General features: G+C 39.5%; 21 protein-coding genes and 4 tRNA genes. 24 read left to right on the forward strand and 1 reads right to left on the reverse strand.

The features are described 5' to 3' along the window. Positions 1 to 26: 26 nt before the first annotated feature. Positions 27 to 839, reverse strand: a complete 813-nt coding sequence (gene proC / locus ACSSV9_RS11865; protein WP_437347473.1) for a pyrroline-5-carboxylate reductase — start codon at positions 837 to 839, stop codon at positions 27 to 29. A 186-nt stretch (positions 840 to 1025) separates the two neighbouring features. Here proC and ACSSV9_RS11870 point away from each other — a divergent pair. The 24 genes from ACSSV9_RS11870 (at position 1026) to rplV (ending at position 20732) form a co-directional block, all read left to right on the forward strand. Then, a tRNA-Tyr gene (locus tag ACSSV9_RS11870) sits at positions 1026 to 1109 on the forward strand. Positions 1110 to 1205: 96 nt separating this feature from the next. Further along, positions 1206 to 1278: transfer RNA gene (locus tag ACSSV9_RS11875), tRNA-Gly, on the forward strand. Positions 1279 to 1408: 130 nt separating this feature from the next. Further along, positions 1409 to 1481: transfer RNA gene (locus ACSSV9_RS11880), tRNA-Thr, on the forward strand. A gap of 57 nt (positions 1482 to 1538) precedes the next feature. Beyond that, complete coding sequence (gene rpmG / locus ACSSV9_RS11885) at positions 1539 to 1706, forward strand: 50S ribosomal protein L33 (protein WP_014854911.1); 168 nt, start codon at positions 1539 to 1541, stop codon at positions 1704 to 1706. A 1-nt stretch (position 1707) separates the two neighbouring features. Beyond that, positions 1708 to 1780, forward strand: a tRNA-Trp gene (locus ACSSV9_RS11890). Positions 1781 to 1847: 67 nt separating this feature from the next. Further along, a complete protein-coding gene (gene secE, locus ACSSV9_RS11895) occupies positions 1848 to 1985 on the forward strand; it encodes a preprotein translocase subunit SecE (protein WP_437347583.1) in 138 nt (45 codons plus the stop codon). A 2-nt stretch (positions 1986 to 1987) separates the two neighbouring features. After that, positions 1988 to 2533, forward strand: a complete 546-nt coding sequence (gene nusG / locus ACSSV9_RS11900; protein ID WP_437347474.1) for a transcription termination/antitermination protein NusG — start codon at positions 1988 to 1990, stop codon at positions 2531 to 2533. Between the two features lie 13 nt (positions 2534 to 2546). Continuing rightward, entirely contained in the window at positions 2547 to 2972 is a 426-nt protein-coding gene (rplK, locus tag ACSSV9_RS11905) for a 50S ribosomal protein L11 (RefSeq protein ID WP_437347475.1), read from the forward strand. 18 nt (positions 2973 to 2990) lie between these two features. Further along, positions 2991 to 3686 carry a 50S ribosomal protein L1 gene (gene rplA, locus ACSSV9_RS11910; RefSeq protein WP_437347476.1) on the forward strand — a complete coding sequence of 232 codons (696 nt, stop codon included), beginning with the start codon at positions 2991 to 2993 and terminating at the stop codon, positions 3684 to 3686. Between the two features lie 94 nt (positions 3687 to 3780). Continuing rightward, entirely contained in the window at positions 3781 to 4302 is a 522-nt protein-coding gene (gene rplJ / locus ACSSV9_RS11915; protein WP_437347477.1) for a 50S ribosomal protein L10, read from the forward strand. Positions 4303 to 4339: 37 nt separating this feature from the next. After that, on the forward strand, positions 4340 to 4720 hold the full coding sequence (rplL, locus tag ACSSV9_RS11920; protein WP_437347478.1) for a 50S ribosomal protein L7/L12: 381 nt from the start codon (positions 4340 to 4342) through the stop codon (positions 4718 to 4720). Positions 4721 to 4834: 114 nt separating this feature from the next. Then, positions 4835 to 8614, forward strand: a complete 3780-nt coding sequence (gene rpoB, locus ACSSV9_RS11925) for a DNA-directed RNA polymerase subunit beta (RefSeq protein ID WP_437347479.1) — start codon at positions 4835 to 4837, stop codon at positions 8612 to 8614. Between the two features lie 49 nt (positions 8615 to 8663). Next, positions 8664 to 12902 (forward strand): DNA-directed RNA polymerase subunit beta', encoded by a 4239-nt coding sequence (gene rpoC / locus ACSSV9_RS11930; RefSeq protein WP_437347480.1) that lies wholly within the window; start codon positions 8664 to 8666, stop codon positions 12900 to 12902. 94 nt (positions 12903 to 12996) lie between these two features. Beyond that, on the forward strand, positions 12997 to 13374 hold the full coding sequence (gene rpsL, locus ACSSV9_RS11935; RefSeq protein ID WP_041355685.1) for a 30S ribosomal protein S12: 378 nt from the start codon (positions 12997 to 12999) through the stop codon (positions 13372 to 13374). Positions 13375 to 13376: 2 nt separating this feature from the next. After that, positions 13377 to 13844, forward strand: coding sequence for a 30S ribosomal protein S7 (gene rpsG / locus ACSSV9_RS11940; RefSeq protein WP_437347481.1), 468 nt, complete (start codon positions 13377 to 13379; stop codon positions 13842 to 13844). Between the two features lie 21 nt (positions 13845 to 13865). Further along, positions 13866 to 15965: an elongation factor G gene (fusA, locus tag ACSSV9_RS11945; RefSeq protein WP_437347482.1), complete on the forward strand. Its 2100-nt coding sequence runs from the start codon at positions 13866 to 13868 to the stop codon at positions 15963 to 15965. 45 nt (positions 15966 to 16010) lie between these two features. Beyond that, entirely contained in the window at positions 16011 to 17216 is a 1206-nt protein-coding gene (gene tuf / locus ACSSV9_RS11950; RefSeq protein WP_437347483.1) for an elongation factor Tu, read from the forward strand. Between the two features lie 104 nt (positions 17217 to 17320). Continuing rightward, positions 17321 to 17629, forward strand: coding sequence for a 30S ribosomal protein S10 (gene rpsJ, locus ACSSV9_RS11955; RefSeq protein WP_014854898.1), 309 nt, complete (start codon positions 17321 to 17323; stop codon positions 17627 to 17629). Positions 17630 to 17639: 10 nt separating this feature from the next. After that, positions 17640 to 18260 (forward strand): 50S ribosomal protein L3, encoded by a 621-nt coding sequence (gene rplC, locus ACSSV9_RS11960; RefSeq protein ID WP_437347484.1) that lies wholly within the window; start codon positions 17640 to 17642, stop codon positions 18258 to 18260. A gap of 14 nt (positions 18261 to 18274) precedes the next feature. Continuing rightward, the gene (rplD, locus tag ACSSV9_RS11965) at positions 18275 to 18901 is read left to right on the forward strand and encodes a 50S ribosomal protein L4 (RefSeq protein WP_437347485.1); all 627 of its coding nucleotides are present in this window, start codon (positions 18275 to 18277) and stop codon (positions 18899 to 18901) included. Between the two features lie 14 nt (positions 18902 to 18915). Further along, positions 18916 to 19212 (forward strand): 50S ribosomal protein L23, encoded by a 297-nt coding sequence (gene rplW, locus ACSSV9_RS11970; protein ID WP_437347486.1) that lies wholly within the window; start codon positions 18916 to 18918, stop codon positions 19210 to 19212. A gap of 24 nt (positions 19213 to 19236) precedes the next feature. Then, a complete protein-coding gene (gene rplB, locus ACSSV9_RS11975; protein ID WP_437347487.1) occupies positions 19237 to 20061 on the forward strand; it encodes a 50S ribosomal protein L2 in 825 nt (274 codons plus the stop codon). Positions 20062 to 20069: 8 nt separating this feature from the next. Continuing rightward, positions 20070 to 20357 carry a 30S ribosomal protein S19 gene (rpsS, locus tag ACSSV9_RS11980; protein WP_437347488.1) on the forward strand — a complete coding sequence of 96 codons (288 nt, stop codon included), beginning with the start codon at positions 20070 to 20072 and terminating at the stop codon, positions 20355 to 20357. Positions 20358 to 20387: 30 nt separating this feature from the next. Next, positions 20388 to 20732, forward strand: coding sequence for a 50S ribosomal protein L22 (gene rplV, locus ACSSV9_RS11985; RefSeq protein ID WP_437347489.1), 345 nt, complete (start codon positions 20388 to 20390; stop codon positions 20730 to 20732). The last annotated feature ends 12 nt before the right edge of the window (positions 20733 to 20744 follow it).

Consider the following 20744-nt stretch of genomic DNA (forward strand, 5'->3'; position numbering starts at 1 on the left):
AAAAGGAAAATAAGCCTTCTTTGGGCTTATTTTCCGTTTAATTCTGAAAGTTCTTTCGAACGTTTTTCTGCATTCAATATCGCACTGGCAAAAATTTCGTCGAATCGATTTTCCTTCAATGTTTTTAAAGCAGCTTCAGTCGTACCCCCCTTTGAAGCAACTTTATTGATGAGCACATCGAGTTCGCTATCCGAATTATTCATTACATGAAAGGCTCCGTGCATAGTGTGCATTACTAATAAATTTGCCAGACTTTCGTCAAATCCCATTTTCTTTGCTGTTTCGGTCATTATTTTTACGATATAATAGAAATACGCAGGACCACTACCGCTCAGTGCTGTTACACCGTCCATCAGATTTTCATCTTCGATCATAAAAGTTCTGCCGGTCGTGTTAAGCAGGTTTTCCACTGTCGAAAGATGATGTACATTAGTTTCCGGAGTGGGAATGTAAACCGTAATACCCATTCCAAATTGAGCGGGCATATTTGGCATGGCTCTAACGATAAATTTATGCTCAAGTTTTTCCTTAAGAGTAACTAACCTTACTCCTGCTAAGATCGAAATCAATAGTGTATCTTGGGGTATTTTGCCTATTAAACTTTTAGCTAATCCCGTAAAGTCCTGGGGTTTTACGGAAAGTATTAATACATCGCTCTTTAATGTTTCATTTGATATTTGAGTGGTTACTTTGCCTAATTTTAATGAATTTAATTCTGCAGCGTGTTTGTCGTCCTTAGCAATTAATGTAAGGTCTTCAAAAGTGGTTTTGTGATATTGTAAAAAAGCACGTGCATAAGTCAAACCCATATTACCGCAGCCGAGTATTGTAATTTTCATTTTTCTACCGTAAAGATTATTAAACGGCGTAAATTTAGTAATTTTTCGAGAAATTTTATAAGTTTGTATCTCTTAAAACTACTAATGATTCAAAATAGCAGAAAAATCTATCTATATATTGCATTTTATTGAAAAGCGTTCTATATTTGATGCTCGCTTTTTGACTTTATGTGGATAGATATGTCTGGGCGGACGCCGGAGTTGGAGAGCCGGGGCGGACTGTAAATCCGTTGGCGAATGCCTTTGGGGGTTCGAATCCCTCGCCGCCCACTCGATTAAACTCGGTAATAATTATCGGGATTTTTTTTGCAGTTTAATGCTGTTCATTAAATTTTGATTTTCAATCTTCTGAAAAGCTGATTGAATGCGGGAGTAACTCAGTTGGTAGAGTCACAGCCTTCCAAGCTGTTGGTCGCGGGTTCGAGTCCCGTCTCCCGCTCACAAGTTTTTAATGCGAAAAACAGCTGGAAATTGTTCTTAAATAAATTTTGATGTAGCTTATCCGTTAACTGACGGAAGCAGGACATAGAATCAGCTATAAATTTTTCAAAATATTATTTTAAAATGATGCTGATGTAGCTCAGTTGGTAGAGCACTTCCTTGGTAAGGAAGAGGTCACCGGTTCAATCCCGGTCATCAGCTCTAATCAATATATATTTTTTTGTTTTAAAGGATTATTAATAAACCAAAGCAAATAAAATGGCCAAAGCAAAAAACATTAGACAGATAATTGTATTGGAGAGCTCTGCTGGAACTGGTTATCGTTACACAACAACCAAAAATAAACGGAACCACCCTGGCCGCGTAGAATACAAAAAGTACGACCCGGTCGTTAGAAAACACGTAATATTTAAGGAAACTAAATAATACGTCAGTAGCTCAATTGGCAGAGCAGCGGTCTCCAAAACCGCAGGCTGGGGGTTCGAGTCCCTCCTGACGTGCTAGACATAAAAATGTGCGATTATGAAAGAAAAAATTATCAACTTTGTCAATGATGTCGTCAAGGAGATGAAAAAGGTCACCTGGCCGACAAAAGAAGAATTGAAAGAGTCTACTGTGATTGTAGTTGTCGTATGTTTAATTTTAGCACTCTTTACATATGTTATTGATATGTCTCTTAATCAAATATTAAAAGGAATCTTTTAGAATTGGATACCCAGTTAGGTAAATGGTATGTAGTTAGAACTTTTTCGGGACACGAAAATAAGGTAAAAACTTTGATCGAAAACGAACTCCAGGACAATGAATATTTAAGAGCCCGAGTCTATGAAGTTTTGGTTCCAACCGAAAAAGTTTTCGAAGTTAAAGACGGGAAGAAAAAAACTAAAAAGAAAAATTTCTTTCCTGGCTATATACTATTGTGTGCCGACCTGGATGCTAAAGTTAAGGATTTTATCCTCAATACTCCTTCTGTAATGGGTTTTCTTGGCTCTCAAAAAACTCCAATTCCACTTCAACCCGATGAAGTAAAGAGAATTGTGGGGAGAATTACAAAAGACGAAGATGCCGAACGTACCGAAACATTATTTAGAGCCGGAGATTATGTTAAAATAATCGATGGACCTTTTAATAATTTTTCGGGAGTAGTTGAAGAAGTTAACGAAGAAAAAATGAAAATAAAGGTCATGGTTTCGATTTTCGGGCGTAAAACCCCCGTCGAAATTGACTTTGCTCAAGCAGAATTAGAGAAATAATTAAGGTAGAAAAATGGCAAAGAAAGTAGAAGGTTATATCAAGCTGCAAATTCCCGGAGGACAGGCAAACCCTTCGCCACCCGTAGGGCCTGCTCTTGGTCAAAAGGGCGTTAACATTATGGAATTTTGTAAACAATTTAACGCCAGAACAGCCGACAAGCAGGGGTTGATCATACCTGTTGTAATTACGGTTTATTCGGATAAATCATTTACATTTATAACAAAAACTCCTCCTGCTGCAGTGCTACTTAAAAAGGCATTGAAACTCGATAAAGGTTCGCCCGAACCAAATAAAACCAAAGTTGGAAAAGTTACCAAAGCGCAATTGCGCGAAATTGCAGAATTAAAAATGCCCGACTTAAATGCTAATGATATCGAACATGCAATGAGCATGATTGCTGGTACTGCAAGAAGTATGGGAATTACAGTTGAAGATTAACAAATAGTGGATGACGTTATGAAAGTTTCAAAAAGAATGAAAACTATAAAGGAAAAAGTCGAAGCCCAGAAAGAATATACTTTGAAAGAAGCTATTGATAAGTTAAAAGAACTCTCAAAGGTAAAGTTTGACGAAACTTTAGATTGTGCAATAAGATTGGGTGTCGATCCGAGACACGCCGACCAGATGGTCAGAGGCACGGTCTCGCTTCCTCACGGTACGGGAAAGGATGTCAAAGTTCTTGTTATTGCCAAAGCTTCTAAAGCAAAGGAAGCACTGGACGCTGGGGCCGATTATGCAGGATTTGAAGAATATCTCGAGAAAATTAAGGAAGGTTGGGCGGACGTCGACGTGATCATTGCAACTCCCGATTCGATGGCTGAGCTAGGAAAATTAGGAAAAATTCTGGGTCCCAAAGGTCTTATGCCCAATCCAAAAAGCGGTACTGTTACTCAGGATGTAGCTCAGGCTGTTAAAGAAGTTAAGGCTGGAAAAATCGAATTTCGTGTCGACAAAGCTGGTATTGTGCATACGGCACTCGGTAAAATTTCTTTTGATTCAGATAAACTAGTAGATAATGCCAGAGCTTTCCTCAATACAATTGTAAAGATGAAGCCCGCTTCTGCAAAAGGCCAGTATATTAAAAGTATTTATTTGTCTACTACAATGGGACCTGGTTTAAAAATTAGCAAAGACGAAGTAGCTTCCATCTAACAAAGATTACGCACTCACCCGTATATAATCTATACGGGTTTTATTTATAAATGCTTCTAAAGCCGAACGATGTAATAACTGATACGGGAGAATGATGAAAAAAGAGAAAAAATATGAGGTTGTAGAGCAGATTAAAGAACTTGTAAGTAATTCAAATGCAATCTATCTGGTAGACTATAAAGGAGTTAACGTTGAAGATATCAATAAACTCCGTTCTACATTCAGGAAAGAAGGTGTTACTTACAAGGTATTCAAGAATACGCTCTTCAAGAAAGCCCTCGAAAATTTAGGCGGTTACGAAAAGCTCTATGACCAATTAGTCGGAATGACTGGAGTGGCATTTGCTCGGGAAAATTACGTTGCCCCGGCAAAAATCATCAAAAAATATTTTGATGAAACTGGAAAATTCCAGTTCAAAGGATGCTACCTCGAGTCGAATTTTTATCCTGCCGACCAATTGAATACACTGGCTTCAATGCCGTCAAAAGAAGAATTGATTGCCGGAATTATCGGAAGTATAAACTCCCCGGCATCAGGAATCGTCGGCGCAATCAATGCTGTAATGCGCGACATAGTTAGTCTTGTTGACGAGATATCCAAGAAAAAAGCAGCATAATTTTTAAAGAAATAATTAAGAAATAGGAGATATAAAAATGTCAGAAAAAGTTGCAGAAATTGTTGAAAAAATCAAAGCCCTTACGCTTGTTGAAGCAGCTGAATTAAAGAAAGCTCTCGAAGATGAATTTGGTGTTACTGCCGCAGCTCCTGTTGTAATGGCAGCTGGAGTTGCTACTGGTGGCGATGCAGCACCTGCTGAAGAAAAAACTGAATTCGACGTTATTCTCGAAAATGCAGGTGCTACCAAGATTAACGTTATCAAAGTTGTCCGTGCTCATACTTCTCTTGGACTTAAAGAAGCGAAGGATTTGGTTGACAGCGCTCCAAAACCAATTAAAGAAGGCGTCTCTAAGGAAGAAGCCGAAAAAATCAAGAAGGAATTGGAAGAAGCTGGCGCTACTGTCACAATTAAGTAATTATACGATTTTCCTGGAAAATCATATTAATTTTCGAAGTGGTAAAACGGAATTGCCGGGTTACCACTTTCTTTCATTTAATGAAAGAGCTTAATAAATTATCGGAGGTTAGGATTGGAAAAACAAAAGATTAATAAAACTAACGGTCGCATAACGTTTGGTAAGATTTCGCCTGTTCTTAAAGTACCCGACCTATTGAACATACAACTTGAATCATTTGAAGAATTCTTGCAGCTTTCGGTGCCGCCTTCTCAAAGAGAAAACAAAGGACTGCAGGCTGTTTTCAATCAAAATTTTCCCATACTCGACAATAAAGAATTTTATCGACTCGACTTTATTGAATATCATATTGAAAAACCTCGTTTCTCGATTGCCGAGTGTGAGGAAAGGGGTTTAACTTATTCGGCTCCTTTAAAAGCCAAATTGCGTCTTTCGACAAGAGACAGTGAAACTGAAGAGTTTATCAATACAGTCGAGCAAGAAGTTTATCTGGGCAATCTCCCTTTTATGACAGAAAAAGGGACGTTTGTTATTAATGGAGCCGAACGTGTTATAGTCAGTCAGCTCCATCGTTCGCCGGGTGTCGCTTTCTCTCAAACGTTCCACCCAAACGGAACGCCAATTTATTCTGCTCGTATTATTCCATTCAGAGGTTCGTGGGTTGAATTTGCTACCGATATTAATAATGTGCTATATGTCTATATCGATCGAAGAAAAAAATTCCCTTCTACTACTCTTTTAAGAGCGCTCGGTTACGAAACTGACGAACAAATTCTTAATTTATTCAGCCTAATTGAAGAAGTTGCTGTTAAAAAACTTGACCCCGAAGTTCATTCTGGACGTATTGCCGCAGACGATGTAATCGATTTGCAGACCGGTGAAATTTATGTTTCGAAAGACGAACCATTGAACGAAGAGATAATCGATAATATTAAGAAGTCTTCGCTTCAAAAAGTAAAATTAATAACCTCCGAAACTTCGATAGAACAAGACCTTATTATAAATACACTCAAAAAAGATACGGCCAAAACAAAAGAAGAGGCTCTCTTTGCAATTTACAGACAATTAAGAACTGGTGAAGCTCCTGATCTCGAAACCGCACTGGGTCTTCTGGATAAACTCTTCTTCAGCGATAAAAGGTACGACCTTGGTGAAGTTGGCCGTTTTAGAATGAATGATCGACTTGGTCTCAATGTCGACGAAAGCATAAGAGTTCTTACCGTAGAAGATATCGTTGCAATTATGAAGAATATAATAATGCTCAAGAATGGAAATTTAAGCGTAGACGACATCGACCATTTGGGCAACAGACGTGTAAGAACAATTGGCGAGCAGCTGCAGCAACAATATAATATTGGACTTGCCAGAATGGCTCGTACGATTAAAGAACGCATGAATATGCGCGATAACGAGAATATGCAACCACAGGATCTGGTCAATGCCAGAACTATCAGTAGTGTAATTAATGCGTTTTTTGGTACGAACCAGTTATCCCAGTTCATGGATCAAACAAATCCTCTATCTGAAATTACTCATAAGAGGAGAATTTCTGCTCTTGGACCTGGTGGCCTTACTCGAGAACGTGCGGGTTTCGAAGTACGCGACGTTCACCACTCGCATTATGGACGACTCTGTCCAATCGAAACTCCCGAAGGTCCAAATATCGGTCTTATTTCTTCATTGACTATATATGCAAGGGTCAATCAATATGGTTTCCTTGAAACGCCATATCGAAAAGTAAAAGACGGCAAAGTAACCAACCAGATCGAATATCTCAGCGCAGATCAGGAAGATCAATATATTATTGCTCAGGCAAATGCTCCACTCGACGAACACGGTAGATTTATACTTGATAGAGTAAAATGCCGTTTTAAAGACGAATATCCTGTAGTGCCGCCGAGTGAAGTTCAATATATGGATGTTGCGCCAGCTCAAATCGTGAGTGCCGCTGCATCGTTAATCCCATTCCTCGAACACGACGATGCTAACCGTGCATTGATGGGTTCGAACATGCAACGCCAGGCTGTGCCGCTACTCGTTCCGGAAGCTCCAATCGTAGGTACCGGAATGGAATATAAAGTAGCACGCGATTCAAGAGCAGTAATTGTTGCTGAAAAAGACGGTGTAGTGGAATTTGCTGATGCAGAAAAAATTATTGTTTCTTATGATTCAGATCTGGACGAAGACGAAGCTCTTGTAAGTTTTGATAGCGAAAGAAAAGTTGAATATAAATTGACTAAATTTTCAGGCACTAACCAGGAAACATGCTTTAATCAAAAACCGCGAGTTGTTACTGGACAGAGAGTAAAAAAAGGCGATATACTGGCCGATGGTCCATCTGTTGAAAATGGAGAATTAGCTCTCGGCAGGAACATTTCCGTTGCATTCATGCCCTGGCGCGGATATAACTTTGAGGATGCTATTATTATCAGTGAACGACTCGTAGCAGACGACGTATTTACTTCAATTCATATAGAAGAATTTGAACTCCAGGTTCGTGAAACCAAACGTGGTCAGGAAGAATTAACCAGAGATATTCCTAACGTTAGCGAAGAAGCTACTAAGGATCTGGACGAAAACGGTATTATCAGAGGAGGCGCCGAAGTTAAAGAAGGCGATATTCTTATTGGTAAAATCACTCCAAAAGGCGAATCGGACCCAACACCTGAGGAAAAGCTGCTTAAAGCAATCTTCGGCGATAAAGCTGGCGATGTTAAAGATGCTTCTTTAAAAGCTCCTCCAGGACTCAAAGGTGTTGTCATTAAAACTCGTCTTTTTAGCAGGAAAAGGAAAGATGCTGACTCTAAGAAGCAAGAGAAAAAACAGCTCGATGCACTTGAGTCAGAATATCAGCGTAAAAAGGATGCTTATTATAATAAATTAGTCGAAAAGCTTACGACTTTGACGCTTGGAAAAACTACAACTGGAATTCGTGATCTCGACGGTAGTGTCGTGATACGAAGCGGAACGACGATCAAAGAATCGACTTTTTCAGATATCGATGATGTAACAAAACTCGATTATACAAAAGACTGGTTCGACAAAGCAAAAACAAATGAACTGGTTAAAAAACTTTACTCAAATTATTTTGATGTACTTGCTGAAATTGAGGAAGATTTCAAAAGAGAACGTCTCAAAATTCAATCTGGCGACGAATTGCCACCAGGAATTACACAATTAGCCAAAGTATATGTTGCCAAGAAGAGAAAGATTCAGGTTGGTGATAAAATGGCAGGAAGACACGGTAACAAAGGTGTCGTTGCCAAAGTAGTACCAGTTGAAGATATGCCTTATCATGAAGATGGAACACCCGTAGATATAGTTCTCAATCCTTTGGGCGTGCCTTCACGTATGAATATCGGGCAGCTTTACGAAACGGCTCTTGGCTGGGTCGGGAAAAAACTTGGTGTTAAATTTGAAACTCCAATTTTCGATGGTGCAGGTGTTAACGATGTAGAAGAATGGCTTAAGAAAGCTGGACTTCCCGAAGGAAGCAAAACCTGGCTCTATGACGGACGTACAGGAGAACGTTTTCACCAGAAAGTAACCTGCGGGTATATTTACATGATGAAACTCGGTCATATGGTCGACGACAAAATACATGCCCGCTCTATTGGACCTTATTCGCTCATTACTCAACAGCCATTAGGCGGTAAAGCACAATTTGGTGGTCAAAGATTCGGTGAAATGGAAGTATGGGCTCTCGAAGGATATGGCGCTGCTCACGTACTTCAGGAAATCTTGACGGTTAAAAGTGACGATGTAACTGGTAGAGCGAAAACTTATGAAGCGATTGTAAAAGGCGAAAACATTCCGGAACCAAATATTCCCGAAGCTTTCAATGTCATGATTAAAGAATTACAAGGTCTGGGTCTGAATATCAAAATTAATTGATTAACCGTGTGAGATTTATATTAATAAAAGTTTGAAGGAGAAATTATTTATGACATCTAAATTTCAAGAAACAAAAGTTAGAAATATAGAACGATTGACTATTAGCCTTGCTAGCCCTGATGATATATTATCGCGCTCACATGGCGAGGTGACTAAACCCGAGACGATCAATTACAGGTCGTTCCGCCCCGAAAAAGATGGTCTATTCTGCGAAAAAATATTCGGTCCTGTTAAAGATTGGGAATGCGCCTGCGGAAAGTATAAAGGGATAAGATATAAAGGGATTGTTTGTGATCGTTGCGGTGTTGAAGTTACTTTGAAATCGGTAAGAAGAGAACGGATGGGACATATTGCTCTGGCTGTTCCGGTTGTTCATATCTGGTTCTTCAAAGCCCTACCTTCGAAAATCGGTAATATTATTGGAATGACCACAAAAGAACTCGAACGAGTTATTTACTACGAATCGTATGTGGTACTTAATCCCGGACCTACTGGTCTTCAAAGAAAAGACTTGATTTCCGAAGATCAGTATTATGAGATAGTTCAGTCGCTGCCACACGATAATGATGCTCTCGAAGACGACGATCCGAAAAAATTCGTTGCTAAGATTGGCGGCGAAGCAATCAAAGAACTACTCAAAAGTATTGATATCGAAGCTACGTTTAAGGAATTAAAAGCACAGCTTGCAGATGAATCATCGCAACAGAAAAGGAATGACATTCTAAAACGACTACGCGTACTCGAAGCATTCAGAGAACGAGAAGGCAAAGTTCCTAATAAACCTGAGTGGATGGTACTGAGCGTAATTCCAGTTATACCGCCTGAACTCAGACCATTAGTACCTTTGGAAGGTGGACGCTTTGCCACGAGCGATTTGAATGACCTGTATCGTCGTGTTATTATAAGAAATAATCGTCTCAAAAGATTAATAGATATAAAAGCTCCCGAAGTAATTCTCAGGAATGAAAAGAGAATGCTTCAGGAAGCAGTTGATGCACTTTTCGACAATTCAAGAAGGTCAAGCGCAGTCAGAAGCGACGGTAACCGCCCGCTTAAATCTTTAAGCGATATGCTCAAGGGTAAGCAGGGACGATTCCGCCAGAATCTTTTAGGAAAAAGAGTCGATTATTCCGGACGTTCGGTCATTGTTGTCGGTCCAGAATTAAAACTTCACCAGTGCGGTTTGCCGAAGGATATGGCCGTTGAATTGTTCAAGCCATTTATCATTCGCAAGTTGATGGAGCGTGGACACTATAAAACAGTTAAAAGTGCAAGAAAAGCTGTCGACAGAAAAGAACCAATTATATGGGAAATACTGGAAAAATTAATCGAAGGTCATCCAGTACTGCTCAACCGAGCCCCCACATTGCACCGTTTGGGAATTCAGGCTTTTCAACCAGTCCTGATTGACGGCAAAGCAATTCAATTGCACCCGATGGTTTGTACGGCATTTAATGCCGACTTTGACGGCGACCAGATGGCAGTACACGTTCCACTGTCATACGAAGCTCAGCTTGAGGCATCGATTCTGATGCTCAGTTCTCATAACATCCTTTCGCCTCAAAATGGTATGCCAATCGTAATTCCAACTCAAGATATAGTTCTCGGATGTTATTACTTGACCAAATTCATGCCTGGAGCTAAAGGCGAAGGTATGATATTCGGTAGTATGGAAGAAGTGCTCATAGCATACAATTCAAAAGCTGTTGACCTTCACGCAAAAATTAAATTGAAATACGAAGGAGAATTAATTGAAACTACTGTAGGACGCGTTATTTTCAATCAGATAGTTCCAAGAGAAATGGGCTTTATTAACGAACTTCTGGTCAAGAAAATATTTAGCGGACTTATATATAAGATGTTTATGAAGCTTGGTAACGAAGTTACTGCCAAATTTATTGATGACGTTAAAGATTTAGGTTATAGATACGCCACGGCTGCAGGTATATCTATTAGTTTTAGTGATATGATTATTCCAGATGAAAAATCAAAATTAATTGAAGATGCAAATAAGAAAGTAATGGGAGTTCTCAGCGAGCACGAGCAAGGACTCATTACCGATGCAGAAAGATACAACAAGATTATTGATATCTGGACATTTACGACAAATAACGTTGCCCGTTCGTTGATGGAGAGACTAAAAAATGACCAGAATGGTTTCAATTCACTCCATATGATGGTCGATTCCGGCGCTCGTGGTTCGCAAGAACAGGTACGCCAGCTTGCCGGTATGCGTGGTCTTATGCAAAAACCACAGAAGAGTCTTTCAGGTCAATCCGGTGAAATTATAGAAAATCCAATTGTGGCTAACTTTAAAGAGGGGCTTTCTGTGCTGGAATATTTTATCTCCACGCACGGTGCTCGTAAAGGTCTTGCTGATACTGCTCTTAAAACAGCGGATGCAGGTTATCTTACAAGGAGATTAACAGACGTAGCTCAAGATGTAATTGTAACGGAAGAAGATTGTGGGACAATCCGTGGTGTATATATTACTGCATTGAAGGATGTTGAACTCGAACGAGAACCTCTTGCTGAACGTATCACCGGTCGCGTTGCTCAGGAAGACGTCTACGACCCAAGAACCGATGAACTGATCATCGAAGCCGGTGAAATGATTACGGAAGAGATTGCAGAAAGAATCGACGAAGCAAACATCGATCAGGTTTATATAAGAACCGTTCTTACATGCGAAGCACGCCAGGGAGTATGTGCAAAATGTTATGGAAGAAATTTGACAACAGGGCAGCTTGTGGAAATAGGAGAAGCAGTAGGAATTATTGCCGCTCAATCTATTGGCGAACCTGGTACCCAGCTTACTCTTCGTACCTTCCACTTTGGAGGTACATCATCTCGTATTGCAAGTCAGTCGCAGGTTGAAACAAACGTCGCAGGTAAAGTAAAATACGACAAAATAAATTTTGTAGAAAAAAATGATGTATTTGGACCAGTAAAAGTAGTTATCGGAAGACGTGGCGCAATTGGAATTTTTGATAACGACAACAGACAAATTAAGAGATACGAAATTCCTTACGGTGCCGAACTGATGGTCAACGACGGTCAGGAAGTTGAAAAGGGGACTCCTCTTTACAATCATGATCCTTATAACTCAGTTATTATATCAGATATAGGCGGTACAGTCGTATTTGTCGACTTGGTCGATAATATTACTTATCAGCAGGTAGCAGATGAACAAACAGGACACGTCCAAAAAGTAGTTATTGAATCAAAAGATAAAAATCTTACACCGAGTATTTTAATTAGAGATTCCAAAGGCAACGAAAAAGTATTTAATTTACCTACAAGAGCATATCTCTCTGTTGAGGAGGGAGAAGTGATCCAAGCTGGAACCGTACTGGCTAAGATTTCGAAATCGGCGGCAAAGACGCGAGATATTACAGGTGGTTTACCAAGAGTAACCGAACTTTTTGAAGCCAGAAGTCCACACGATCCTGCAATAGTATCCGAAATCGAAGGACGTGTTAAATTTGGAGCCAGGAAACGAGGCTCACGCGAAATAATTGTGGAATCATTTGACGGCTCTATCCAAAAAGTTTATTCCGTACCTTACGGAAAGCATGTGCTGGTTCAAGAAGGTGATGAAATTCCAGCAGGTGAAAAGATTACCGATGGTCCAGTTAATCCTCACGACATACTTAAAATTAAGGGTCCAAATGCCGTGCAGGAATATCTTGTAAACGAAATTCAGGACGTCTATCGCCTTCAAGGCGTAAAAATAAACGACAAGCATATTGAAGTAATAGTTAAACAAATGCTCCAAAAACTAAGAATAATTTCGTCAGGAGATACTAATTTCATTGAAGAAAGCCTTGAAGACAGAAATAAAGTAATCGAGGAGAACGAAAGAATCAAGAATATGGTCTATATCATTGACCCAGGACAGTCACGTTTCAAAGAAGGACAATTGATTCCACGTTCTAAGTACAGAGATATTAATGCAGACCTTACCAGGAAAGGGAAGAAACCGATGAAGGTACGCGATGCCGAACCAGCTACTTTTGACAATATATTGTTAGGCATTACCCAGGCTGCCCTTTCTACAGAAAGCTTTATTTCAGCTGCATCGTTCCAGGAAACTACAAAAGTACTTACAAATGCGGCCGTTGAAGCAAGGGTTGACAACTTGATTGGCCTTAAAGAAAATGTCGTTATGGGGCACTTAATTCCAGCTGGTACGGGTTTGAAAAAATATAGAAATATAATCTTAACAAGCGAAGAAGAAAAAGAAAAAGAAGAACAAAAAGTTGAAGAAAAAGAATCGATAAATTAATATTTGCTATAGACTTAACTTGACAATTGAAATATTTATCGATAAATTTTGAGTCTGAATTTTTATTAAAATGAAATAGACGTGGAGGATTTACGTGCCAACGATAAATCAGTTGGTTAGAAAAGGAAGAGAGGTAGTGACCTCTAAAAATAAAGCTCCTGCTTTAGAAGCTTGTCCTCAAAAGCGTGGAGTTTGTACCAGAGTTTATACTACTACACCCAAAAAACCAAATTCTGCACTCAGAAAGGTAGCCAGAGTAAGGTTGAGTAATGGTATTGAAGTTACTGCTTATATTCCGGGCGAAGGACACAACCTTCAAGAACACTCTATAGTCTTGATAAGAGGAGGCAGAGTTAAGGATTTGCCCGGTGTCAGATATCACATTATTCGAGGCACGCTCGACACCAGTGGTGTGGAGGATAGAAAACAAGGTAGGTCGAAATACGGAACTAAAAAACCAAAAGCTAAATAGTTATGAGAAAGAGAAGAGCAGAAAAAAGATATCTTAAACCGGACCCACGTTATAATGACGTGCTGGTATCTAAGTTTATTAATTATATTATGTGGGATGGTAAAAAATCCACGGCAAGAAGAATTGTGTACGAAAGTTTTGATATTATTGAAGAACGTACAAAAAAGTCAGCCTTAGAAGTTTTCAAAAAAGCAGTTCAAAATGTATCTCCATTAGTGGAAGTAAGAAGCCGTAGAGTTGGTGGTGCTACTTATCAGGTGCCAATGGAAGTAAGGCCCGAAAGAAGGGTAGCTCTTGCATTGAGATGGTTGAGAACGTATGCGCGTGAACGTAAAGATAAGTCGATGGCTCTTAAATTAGCTGCCGAACTAATTGCTGCTTCTAACGGCGAAGGAAACTCTGTTAAGAAAAAAGATGACACACATAGAATGGCAGAAGCTAATAAAGCCTTTGCCCACTTTAAATGGTGAAAAGGAGTAAGCTGATAAATTATGTCGAAAAGAGTTGAAATAAGTAAGGTTAGGAATATCGGCATTATGGCTCATATTGATGCCGGTAAGACGACGACGACGGAAAGGATTTTGTTCTATACTGGGAAAGTCCATCGTATCGGTGAAGTGCATGATGGAGCCGCTACAATGGACTGGATGGAACAGGAAAAAGAAAGGGGAATTACGATTACCAGTGCAGCTACCACTACAATGTGGGCTGGGCATCAAATAAATATTATTGATACACCTGGACACGTTGACTTTACAGTTGAAGTAGAGCGGTCTTTGAGAGTTTTGGATGGCGCCATCGCTTTATTCTGTGCGGTTGGCGGAGTCGAGCCTCAATCGGAAACGGTTTGGAGACAAGCTGACAAATATGGTGTACCAAGGATAGCTTTTGTAAATAAAATGGACCGTGTGGGTGCTGATTTTCATAATGCAGTTCAAATGATGCGAGATCGTCTCGGTGCAAATGCAGTTCCAATTACTTTGCCGATTGGCGAGGGTGATTTGTTTAGCGGAATTATCGATCTGATGACTATGAAAGCACGTATGTTCCATGAAGAAACTCTCGGAACAACGTACGAAGATGTTGAAATACCACAAGACTTGAAGCCTGTGGCAAATAAATATCGTACACAAATGCTCGAAGCAGTGTCTGAAGTCGACGATACTTTACTTGAAAAGTATATCGAAGGCAAAGAAATTACTCCTGAAGAAGTCCTCCGTGTTTTAAGGGAGGCAACTATTAAACTTAAAATTGTACCTGTCCTTTGTGGATCTTCGTTTAAGAATAAGGGCGTTCAGATGTTGCTTGATGCTGTTGTTAATTTCTTGCCCTCTCCACTCGATCTCGGTAATCTTGTAGCACATCACGTACATAAAAATGATCGTGTTGAAAGAAGAATTGATGAAAATGAAAAGTTCGCCGCTCTCGCATTTAAGATAATGACGGATCCGTATGTCGGTAAACTGACGTTTATTCGTGTCTATACCGGGACGCTTAAATCTGGTTCTTATGTCTATAACTCGGTGTCGGATAAGAAAGAAAGAGTAGGTAGAATATTGCAGATGCACGCAAATCATCGCGAAGATATGGAAGAAATACGTGCAGGTGACATTGCGGCTATCGTTGGCCTTAAAAACACGCGTACCGGTGATACACTTTGTACAGAAGATGACCCAATTATGCTCGAAAAGATGGCATTCCCCGAACCGGTAATCGAAATTGCCATCGAGCCCAAAACAAAATCCGATCAGGACAAGCTTTCGGATGCGCTGGCAAAATTATCAGATGAGGATCCTACATTTAGAGTTAAAGTAGACCAGGAAACTGGACAGACTTTGATCAGTGGTATGGGAGAATTACACCTTGAGATTTTGGTTGATAGAATGAAAAGAGAATTTAAGGTGGAAGCTAATATAGGTAAACCGCAGGTTGCTTACCGTGAAACTATCACTAAAACTGTCCAGGCGGAAGGTAAATTTATCAAGCAATCGGGAGGTAGAGGTAAATATGGCCATGTATGGCTGGAGTTATCACCAAATGAACCAGGTAAAGGATTTGAATTTGAAAATGCAATTGTTGGAGGTGTAGTACCTAAAGAATATATCAATCCTGTTATTAATGGTATACAGGATGCGATGAAAAATGGAGTATTGGCTGGCTATCCAGTAGTCGACGTCAAGGCTAAATTGTATGATGGCTCTTATCATGAAGTTGACTCGGACGAAATTTCTTTCCGTGTTGCAGCTTCGATGGCTTTCAAAAACGGTGCTCTAAAAGCAAATCCGATTTTACTGGAGCCAATTATGCAGGTTGAGGTTATTACGCCCGAAGAATATTTGGGCGATGTCATGGGAGATTTGAACTCAAGAAGAGGAAAAATAGAAGGTTTTTCAACAAGAAAAGATGCTCAGGTTATTAGAGCCCAAGTGCCCTTAGCACAAATGTTTGGATACGCTACTGTATTGAGATCCATGACCCAGGGACGTGCTATTTACACAATGCAATTTTCCCATTATGCTGAAGTTCCTAAGTCGGTGGCAGAAGAAATTATGGAAAAATCTCAATCGAAAAAGTCAGTTGAAGAATATTAATTAAATAAATTAAAATGAATATAAAATAACAAGGAGAGTAACTCGATGGCAAAAGAAAAATTTGATCGTAGTAAACCTCACGTCAATATTGGAACGATCGGACACGTAGACCATGGCAAAACAACATTGACTGCAGCAATAACCATGGCTCTGGCAAAAAGAGGGTTATCCGAAGCTCGTACTTTTGATAGTATTGATAATGCACCCGAAGAAAGAGAGAGAGGTATTACTATAGCAACGGCACACGTTGAATATTCTACAGAAAATCGTCACTATGCACATGTTGACTGCCCAGGTCACGCTGATTACGTCAAAAACATGATCACAGGTGCCGCTCAGATGGACGGTGCGATTCTTGTTGTTGCCGCTACCGATGGTCCGATGCCTCAAACAAGAGAACATATTCTTCTTGCTCGTCAGGTAGGCGTACCCAGAATAGTCGTATTCTTGAATAAAATTGATATGGTTGATGACCCCGAATTGATTGAACTGGTTGAAATGGAATTAAGAGAACTTCTCAGTAAATATGAATTCCCCGGCGATGAAATTCCTATAGTCAGAGGTTCTGCATTGAAGGCTCTTGAAGCTGGTACTGAAAATGCTCCTATTGATGATCCAAGATACCAATGCATCTGGGACTTAATGAAAGCTGTTGATGAATATATTCCAATACCACAAAGAGATATAGATAAGCCATTCCTTATGCCAGTTGAAGACGTTTTCTCAATTACAGGTCGTGGAACAGTTGCAACTGGAAGAGTTGAAAGAGGTCAGATAAAGTTAAATGAAGAAGTTGAATTGATTGGTCTCGGTCAGCACAAAAAGACTGTTGTTACTGGTATTGAAATGTTCCGTAAAGAACTTGATTCAGCTATTGCAGGCGATAACGCAGGATTGTTGTTAAGAGGTATCGATAAGAAAGAAATTGAAAGAGGTATGGTTCTCGCTAAGCCAGGTTCTATTACACCTCATAAGAAATTCGAAGGTGAAGTTTACATCCTGTCGAAAGAAGAAGGTGGTCGTCATACACCATTCTTCAACGGATATCGTCCACAGTTCTACTTTAGAACAACAGACGTTACAGGCGTTGCAAAATTGCCCGAAGGTACAGAAATGGTTATGCCTGGCGACAATGTTAGATTGTCGGTTGAATTGATTTCTGAAATTGCAATGGAAGAAGGTCTCCGCTTTGCTATCCGCGAAGGTGGTAGAACTGTTGGCGCTGGTGTTGTTACAAAAATTATAGAATAGTTATTTGAATAATAGATTAAGGGAAAGAGGAATCTTTCCCTTCTTTTTGCCTCGAAAGGCAAAGTACATTTAAGATATGATTTGTAAAAAGGAGAATTAAAAAAGTGCCCGGTCAAAAAATTAGAATTAAGTTGAAATCTTATGATCATATTCTGATTGATAAGTCAACTGAGAAAATTATTAAAACTGTAAAAAGCACGGGAGCTGTGGTCTCCGGACCAATACCGTTGCCGACAAAAAGAACTGTTTTTACCGTTTTGCGTTCGCCACACGTCGATAAAAAATCGCGTGAACAGTTCGAGATTAGGGCTCATAAAAGAATTATCGATATTCATAATTCAAACAATAAAACAGTTGATGCGCTGAGCAAGTTAGAAATTCCTGCCGGCGTCGATATTGAGATAAAGTTATAGGAAATTAAAAATGCCTGGATTGATAGCTAAAAAAATCGGAATGACTAACATTTTTAGTGAAGACGGTCAAGTAATACCAGTAACCGTTCTCGAAGCAGGTCCGTGTAAAGTATACGGTTTAAGGACTGTTGAAAAAGACGGTTATGAAGCGCTTCAGCTTGGGTTTGGTTCAAAGAAAGAAAAGAAAGTTAACAAACCCCAACTCGAAGTCTACAAAAAGCTCGGTCTTGTTCCGCCCCGATTCGTTAAAGAATTTAAAAACTTCGATATTACTCAATTTAAAGTCGGAGACGAAATTAAAGTTGATCTTTTCCAGCCTGGCGATAAAGTAAAAGTTACGGGTAATAGCAAAGGCAAAGGTTTCCAGGGTGTTGTAAAACGCCACGGATTTGGAGGTGTCGGTTCCTCTACTCACGGCCAAAGTGATAGAGAAAGAGCACCCGGATCAATTGGAGCTAGCTCTTTCCCATCCCGCGTTTTCAAAGGACAGAGAATGGCTGGAAGAATGGGCGGAAAACAGGTTACGATTAGAAATTTAAAAGTTGTAAAAGTTATACCGGAGCAGAATATAATTATGATAAAAGGTGCTGTGCCCGGTGCGGTTAATTCAATAGTTGCTATCAATAAATAAATGACGATCGAAAAATGAAAGTAGATGTTTATAAAATAGACGGTACAAAATCAGGCGAGCAGATAGAACTCTCGAAAGATATTTTTGAAATTGAACCGAACGACCATGTTCTCTATCTTGCTGTTAAAGCTTATTTAGCTAATCAAAGACAGGGGACTCACAAAGCCAAAGAAAGAAGTGAAGTAAGGGGTGGAGGTAAAAAACCGTGGCGCCAAAAAGGACGCGGAGGAGCAAGAGCGGGTTCGATACGCTCTCCACTCTGGGTCGGTGGCGGTCGAGTATTTGGACCAAAACCTAGAAATTACAGACAAAAATTAAATAAGAAGGTTGTTCAACTGGCGCGTAAATCTGCCCTTTCTTACAAATCGAAAGCTAATCAGATTATTGTTGTTGAGGATTTTGATTTCGAACAACCAAAGACAAAAAATTTTGTTGAAATTCTTAAAGCCTTGAATTTGAACGGCAAAAAGACTCTCTTACTTACTAACGGAACTTTGAAAAACGTTTATAAATCCGGTAGAAATATCGATAGAGTTTCGATTGTAGAGGCTAACAAAGCTTCCGTTTATGAATTGCTAAACAATCAAGTTTTGATGCTACAAAAGAGCGCTGTTCAATTGCTTGAAAGTACATTTAATTAAAATTTGGTATTGATATGAAAAGCATACTTATAAGACCTTTGATTACAGAAAAAATGACCTCGATTCAGGAAAAACATCCGAACAAATTTGGATTTATCGTGTCGGTCGACGCTAATAAAATTGAAATTGCTAAAGCTGTTAAAGAAAAGTTTAATGTCGACGTTGTTGCGGTCAATACGATGAGATATAAAGGAAAAAGAAGAACTCAGTTTACAAGGAGAGGTCGATTTGAAGGCAGAACGCCAAAATTCAAAAAGGCAATTGTGACGCTAAAAGAAGGTCAAAAAATAGATATATTCGGCGAAGTATAATCTGAGAGAATCGGAGTAAACTAAATGGCTATTAGAAAATTAAAACCAATTACACCAGGAACGAGATTTATGAGTGTCTCTTCATTTGAAGAGATTACTAAAACAGAACCAGAAAAATCGTTGTTGGCTCCACTGAAAAAATCCGGCGGACGCAACAATCTGGGACGTGTAACAGCACGGCATCGTGGTGGTGGACATAAACGACAATATAGAATAATCGATTTTAAACGCGATAAGCACGGTATTCCAGCTAAAGTCTTCTCGATAGAATACGATCCGAATAGAACAGCAAGAATCGCATTGTTACATTATGCAGATGGAGAAAAAAGATATATCATTGCTCCAGACGGCTTGAAAGTAGGTGATACTGTAATGTCGGGTAGCGGAGCTGAAATTAAAGTTGGAAACGCACTTCCACTTAAAGAAATCCCGATTGGTAGTTTTGTTCATAACGTTGAATTAAAGCCAGGTAAAGGCGGTCAATTAGGTCGTTCTGCAGGCGTATCGCTCCAATTGATGGCTCGCGAAGGTAAATACGCTCAATTGAAAATGCCTTCAGGTGAAGTAAGAATGATTAATGTGGAATGCATGGCCACTTATGGTACAGTTGGAAATGCAGATCATGAAAATATTAGCATCGGAAAAGCTGGTAGAAGCAGATGGCTTGGTATAAGACCTCATGTGAGAGGTGTTGCGATGAACCCGGTTGACCATCCTATGGGTGGTGGTGAAGGTAAAACATCAGGTGGTGGACATCCTGTTTCGCCCTGGGGTCAAAAAGCCAAAGGTCTTAAAACAAGAAAAAAGAAAAATCCTTCTAATAAATATATTGTAAAGAGAAGAAAATAGAGTAAGCTATGCCAAGATCAGTCAAAAAGGGTCCTTATATTGATGTCAAATTACTCAGGAAAATTAGGCAGTTAAACGAGACTAATCAAAAAAAGATAATTAAAACCTGGTCTCGTGCATCTACAATTTCTCCTGAATTTGTAGGCCATACAATTGCCGTTCATAACGGTAATAAAATGATCCCGGTTTATATTTCTGAAAATATGGTCGGTCACAAGTTGGGTGAATTTGCGCCCACACGAATTTTCAGAGGACATCCAGGAACAAAAGCAGAAAAAGCATCTAAAGCAAAGTAAAAATTAAGAATGTAATTGAGGTTTGGAATAATGGAAGCAAAAGCGACACACAAATATATCGGATCCTCGCCACGTAAAATGAGGTTGGTTGTCGATTTGATTAGAGGTAAATCAGTCGAACAAGCTATCGAGATTCTTCATTTTTCGCCCAAACATGCTTCAGTTGATGCTGAAAAAGTGTTACGTTCGGCTGTTTCTAATCTAATGAATAAAGATGAAAATACGAGCCACAATATTTCAGATCTTTACGTCAAAGAAGCTTATGTCAATCAGGGTCCAACTTTGAAAAGAATTATGCCTGCACCAATGGGCAGGGCTTACAGAATCAGAAAAAGATCAAATCATTTAACAATTGTTGTTGCAACAAAAAAGTAATCGGAGGAAGAT

Origin of the sequence: Melioribacter sulfuriphilus (assembly GCF_051488685.1) — a bacterium.
Lineage (GTDB): Bacteria > Bacteroidota > Ignavibacteria > Ignavibacteriales > Melioribacteraceae > Melioribacter.

What these genes read in the sequence shown, in the direction of transcription:
- proC (WP_437347473.1), bottom strand. Translation starts at nt 839, where the DNA reads ATGAAAATTACAATACTCGGCTGCGGTAATATGGGTTTGACTTATGCA.
- rpmG (WP_014854911.1), top strand. Translation starts at nt 1,539, where the DNA reads ATGGCCAAAGCAAAAAACATTAGACAGATAATTGTATTGGAGAGCTCT.
- secE (WP_437347583.1), top strand. Translation starts at nt 1,848, where the DNA reads ATGAAAAAGGTCACCTGGCCGACAAAAGAAGAATTGAAAGAGTCTACT.
- rplK (WP_437347475.1), top strand. Translation starts at nt 2,547, where the DNA reads ATGGCAAAGAAAGTAGAAGGTTATATCAAGCTGCAAATTCCCGGAGGA.
- rplA (WP_437347476.1), top strand. Translation starts at nt 2,991, where the DNA reads ATGAAAGTTTCAAAAAGAATGAAAACTATAAAGGAAAAAGTCGAAGCC.
- rplJ (WP_437347477.1), top strand. Translation starts at nt 3,781, where the DNA reads ATGAAAAAAGAGAAAAAATATGAGGTTGTAGAGCAGATTAAAGAACTT.
- rplL (WP_437347478.1), top strand. Translation starts at nt 4,340, where the DNA reads ATGTCAGAAAAAGTTGCAGAAATTGTTGAAAAAATCAAAGCCCTTACG.
- rpoC (WP_437347480.1), top strand. Translation starts at nt 8,664, where the DNA reads ATGACATCTAAATTTCAAGAAACAAAAGTTAGAAATATAGAACGATTG.
- rpsG (WP_437347481.1), top strand. Translation starts at nt 13,377, where the DNA reads ATGAGAAAGAGAAGAGCAGAAAAAAGATATCTTAAACCGGACCCACGT.
- fusA (WP_437347482.1), top strand. Translation starts at nt 13,866, where the DNA reads ATGTCGAAAAGAGTTGAAATAAGTAAGGTTAGGAATATCGGCATTATG.
- tuf (WP_437347483.1), top strand. Translation starts at nt 16,011, where the DNA reads ATGGCAAAAGAAAAATTTGATCGTAGTAAACCTCACGTCAATATTGGA.
- rplC (WP_437347484.1), top strand. Translation starts at nt 17,640, where the DNA reads ATGCCTGGATTGATAGCTAAAAAAATCGGAATGACTAACATTTTTAGT.
- rplD (WP_437347485.1), top strand. Translation starts at nt 18,275, where the DNA reads ATGAAAGTAGATGTTTATAAAATAGACGGTACAAAATCAGGCGAGCAG.
- rplW (WP_437347486.1), top strand. Translation starts at nt 18,916, where the DNA reads ATGAAAAGCATACTTATAAGACCTTTGATTACAGAAAAAATGACCTCG.
- rplB (WP_437347487.1), top strand. Translation starts at nt 19,237, where the DNA reads ATGGCTATTAGAAAATTAAAACCAATTACACCAGGAACGAGATTTATG.
- rpsS (WP_437347488.1), top strand. Translation starts at nt 20,070, where the DNA reads ATGCCAAGATCAGTCAAAAAGGGTCCTTATATTGATGTCAAATTACTC.
- rplV (WP_437347489.1), top strand. Translation starts at nt 20,388, where the DNA reads ATGGAAGCAAAAGCGACACACAAATATATCGGATCCTCGCCACGTAAA.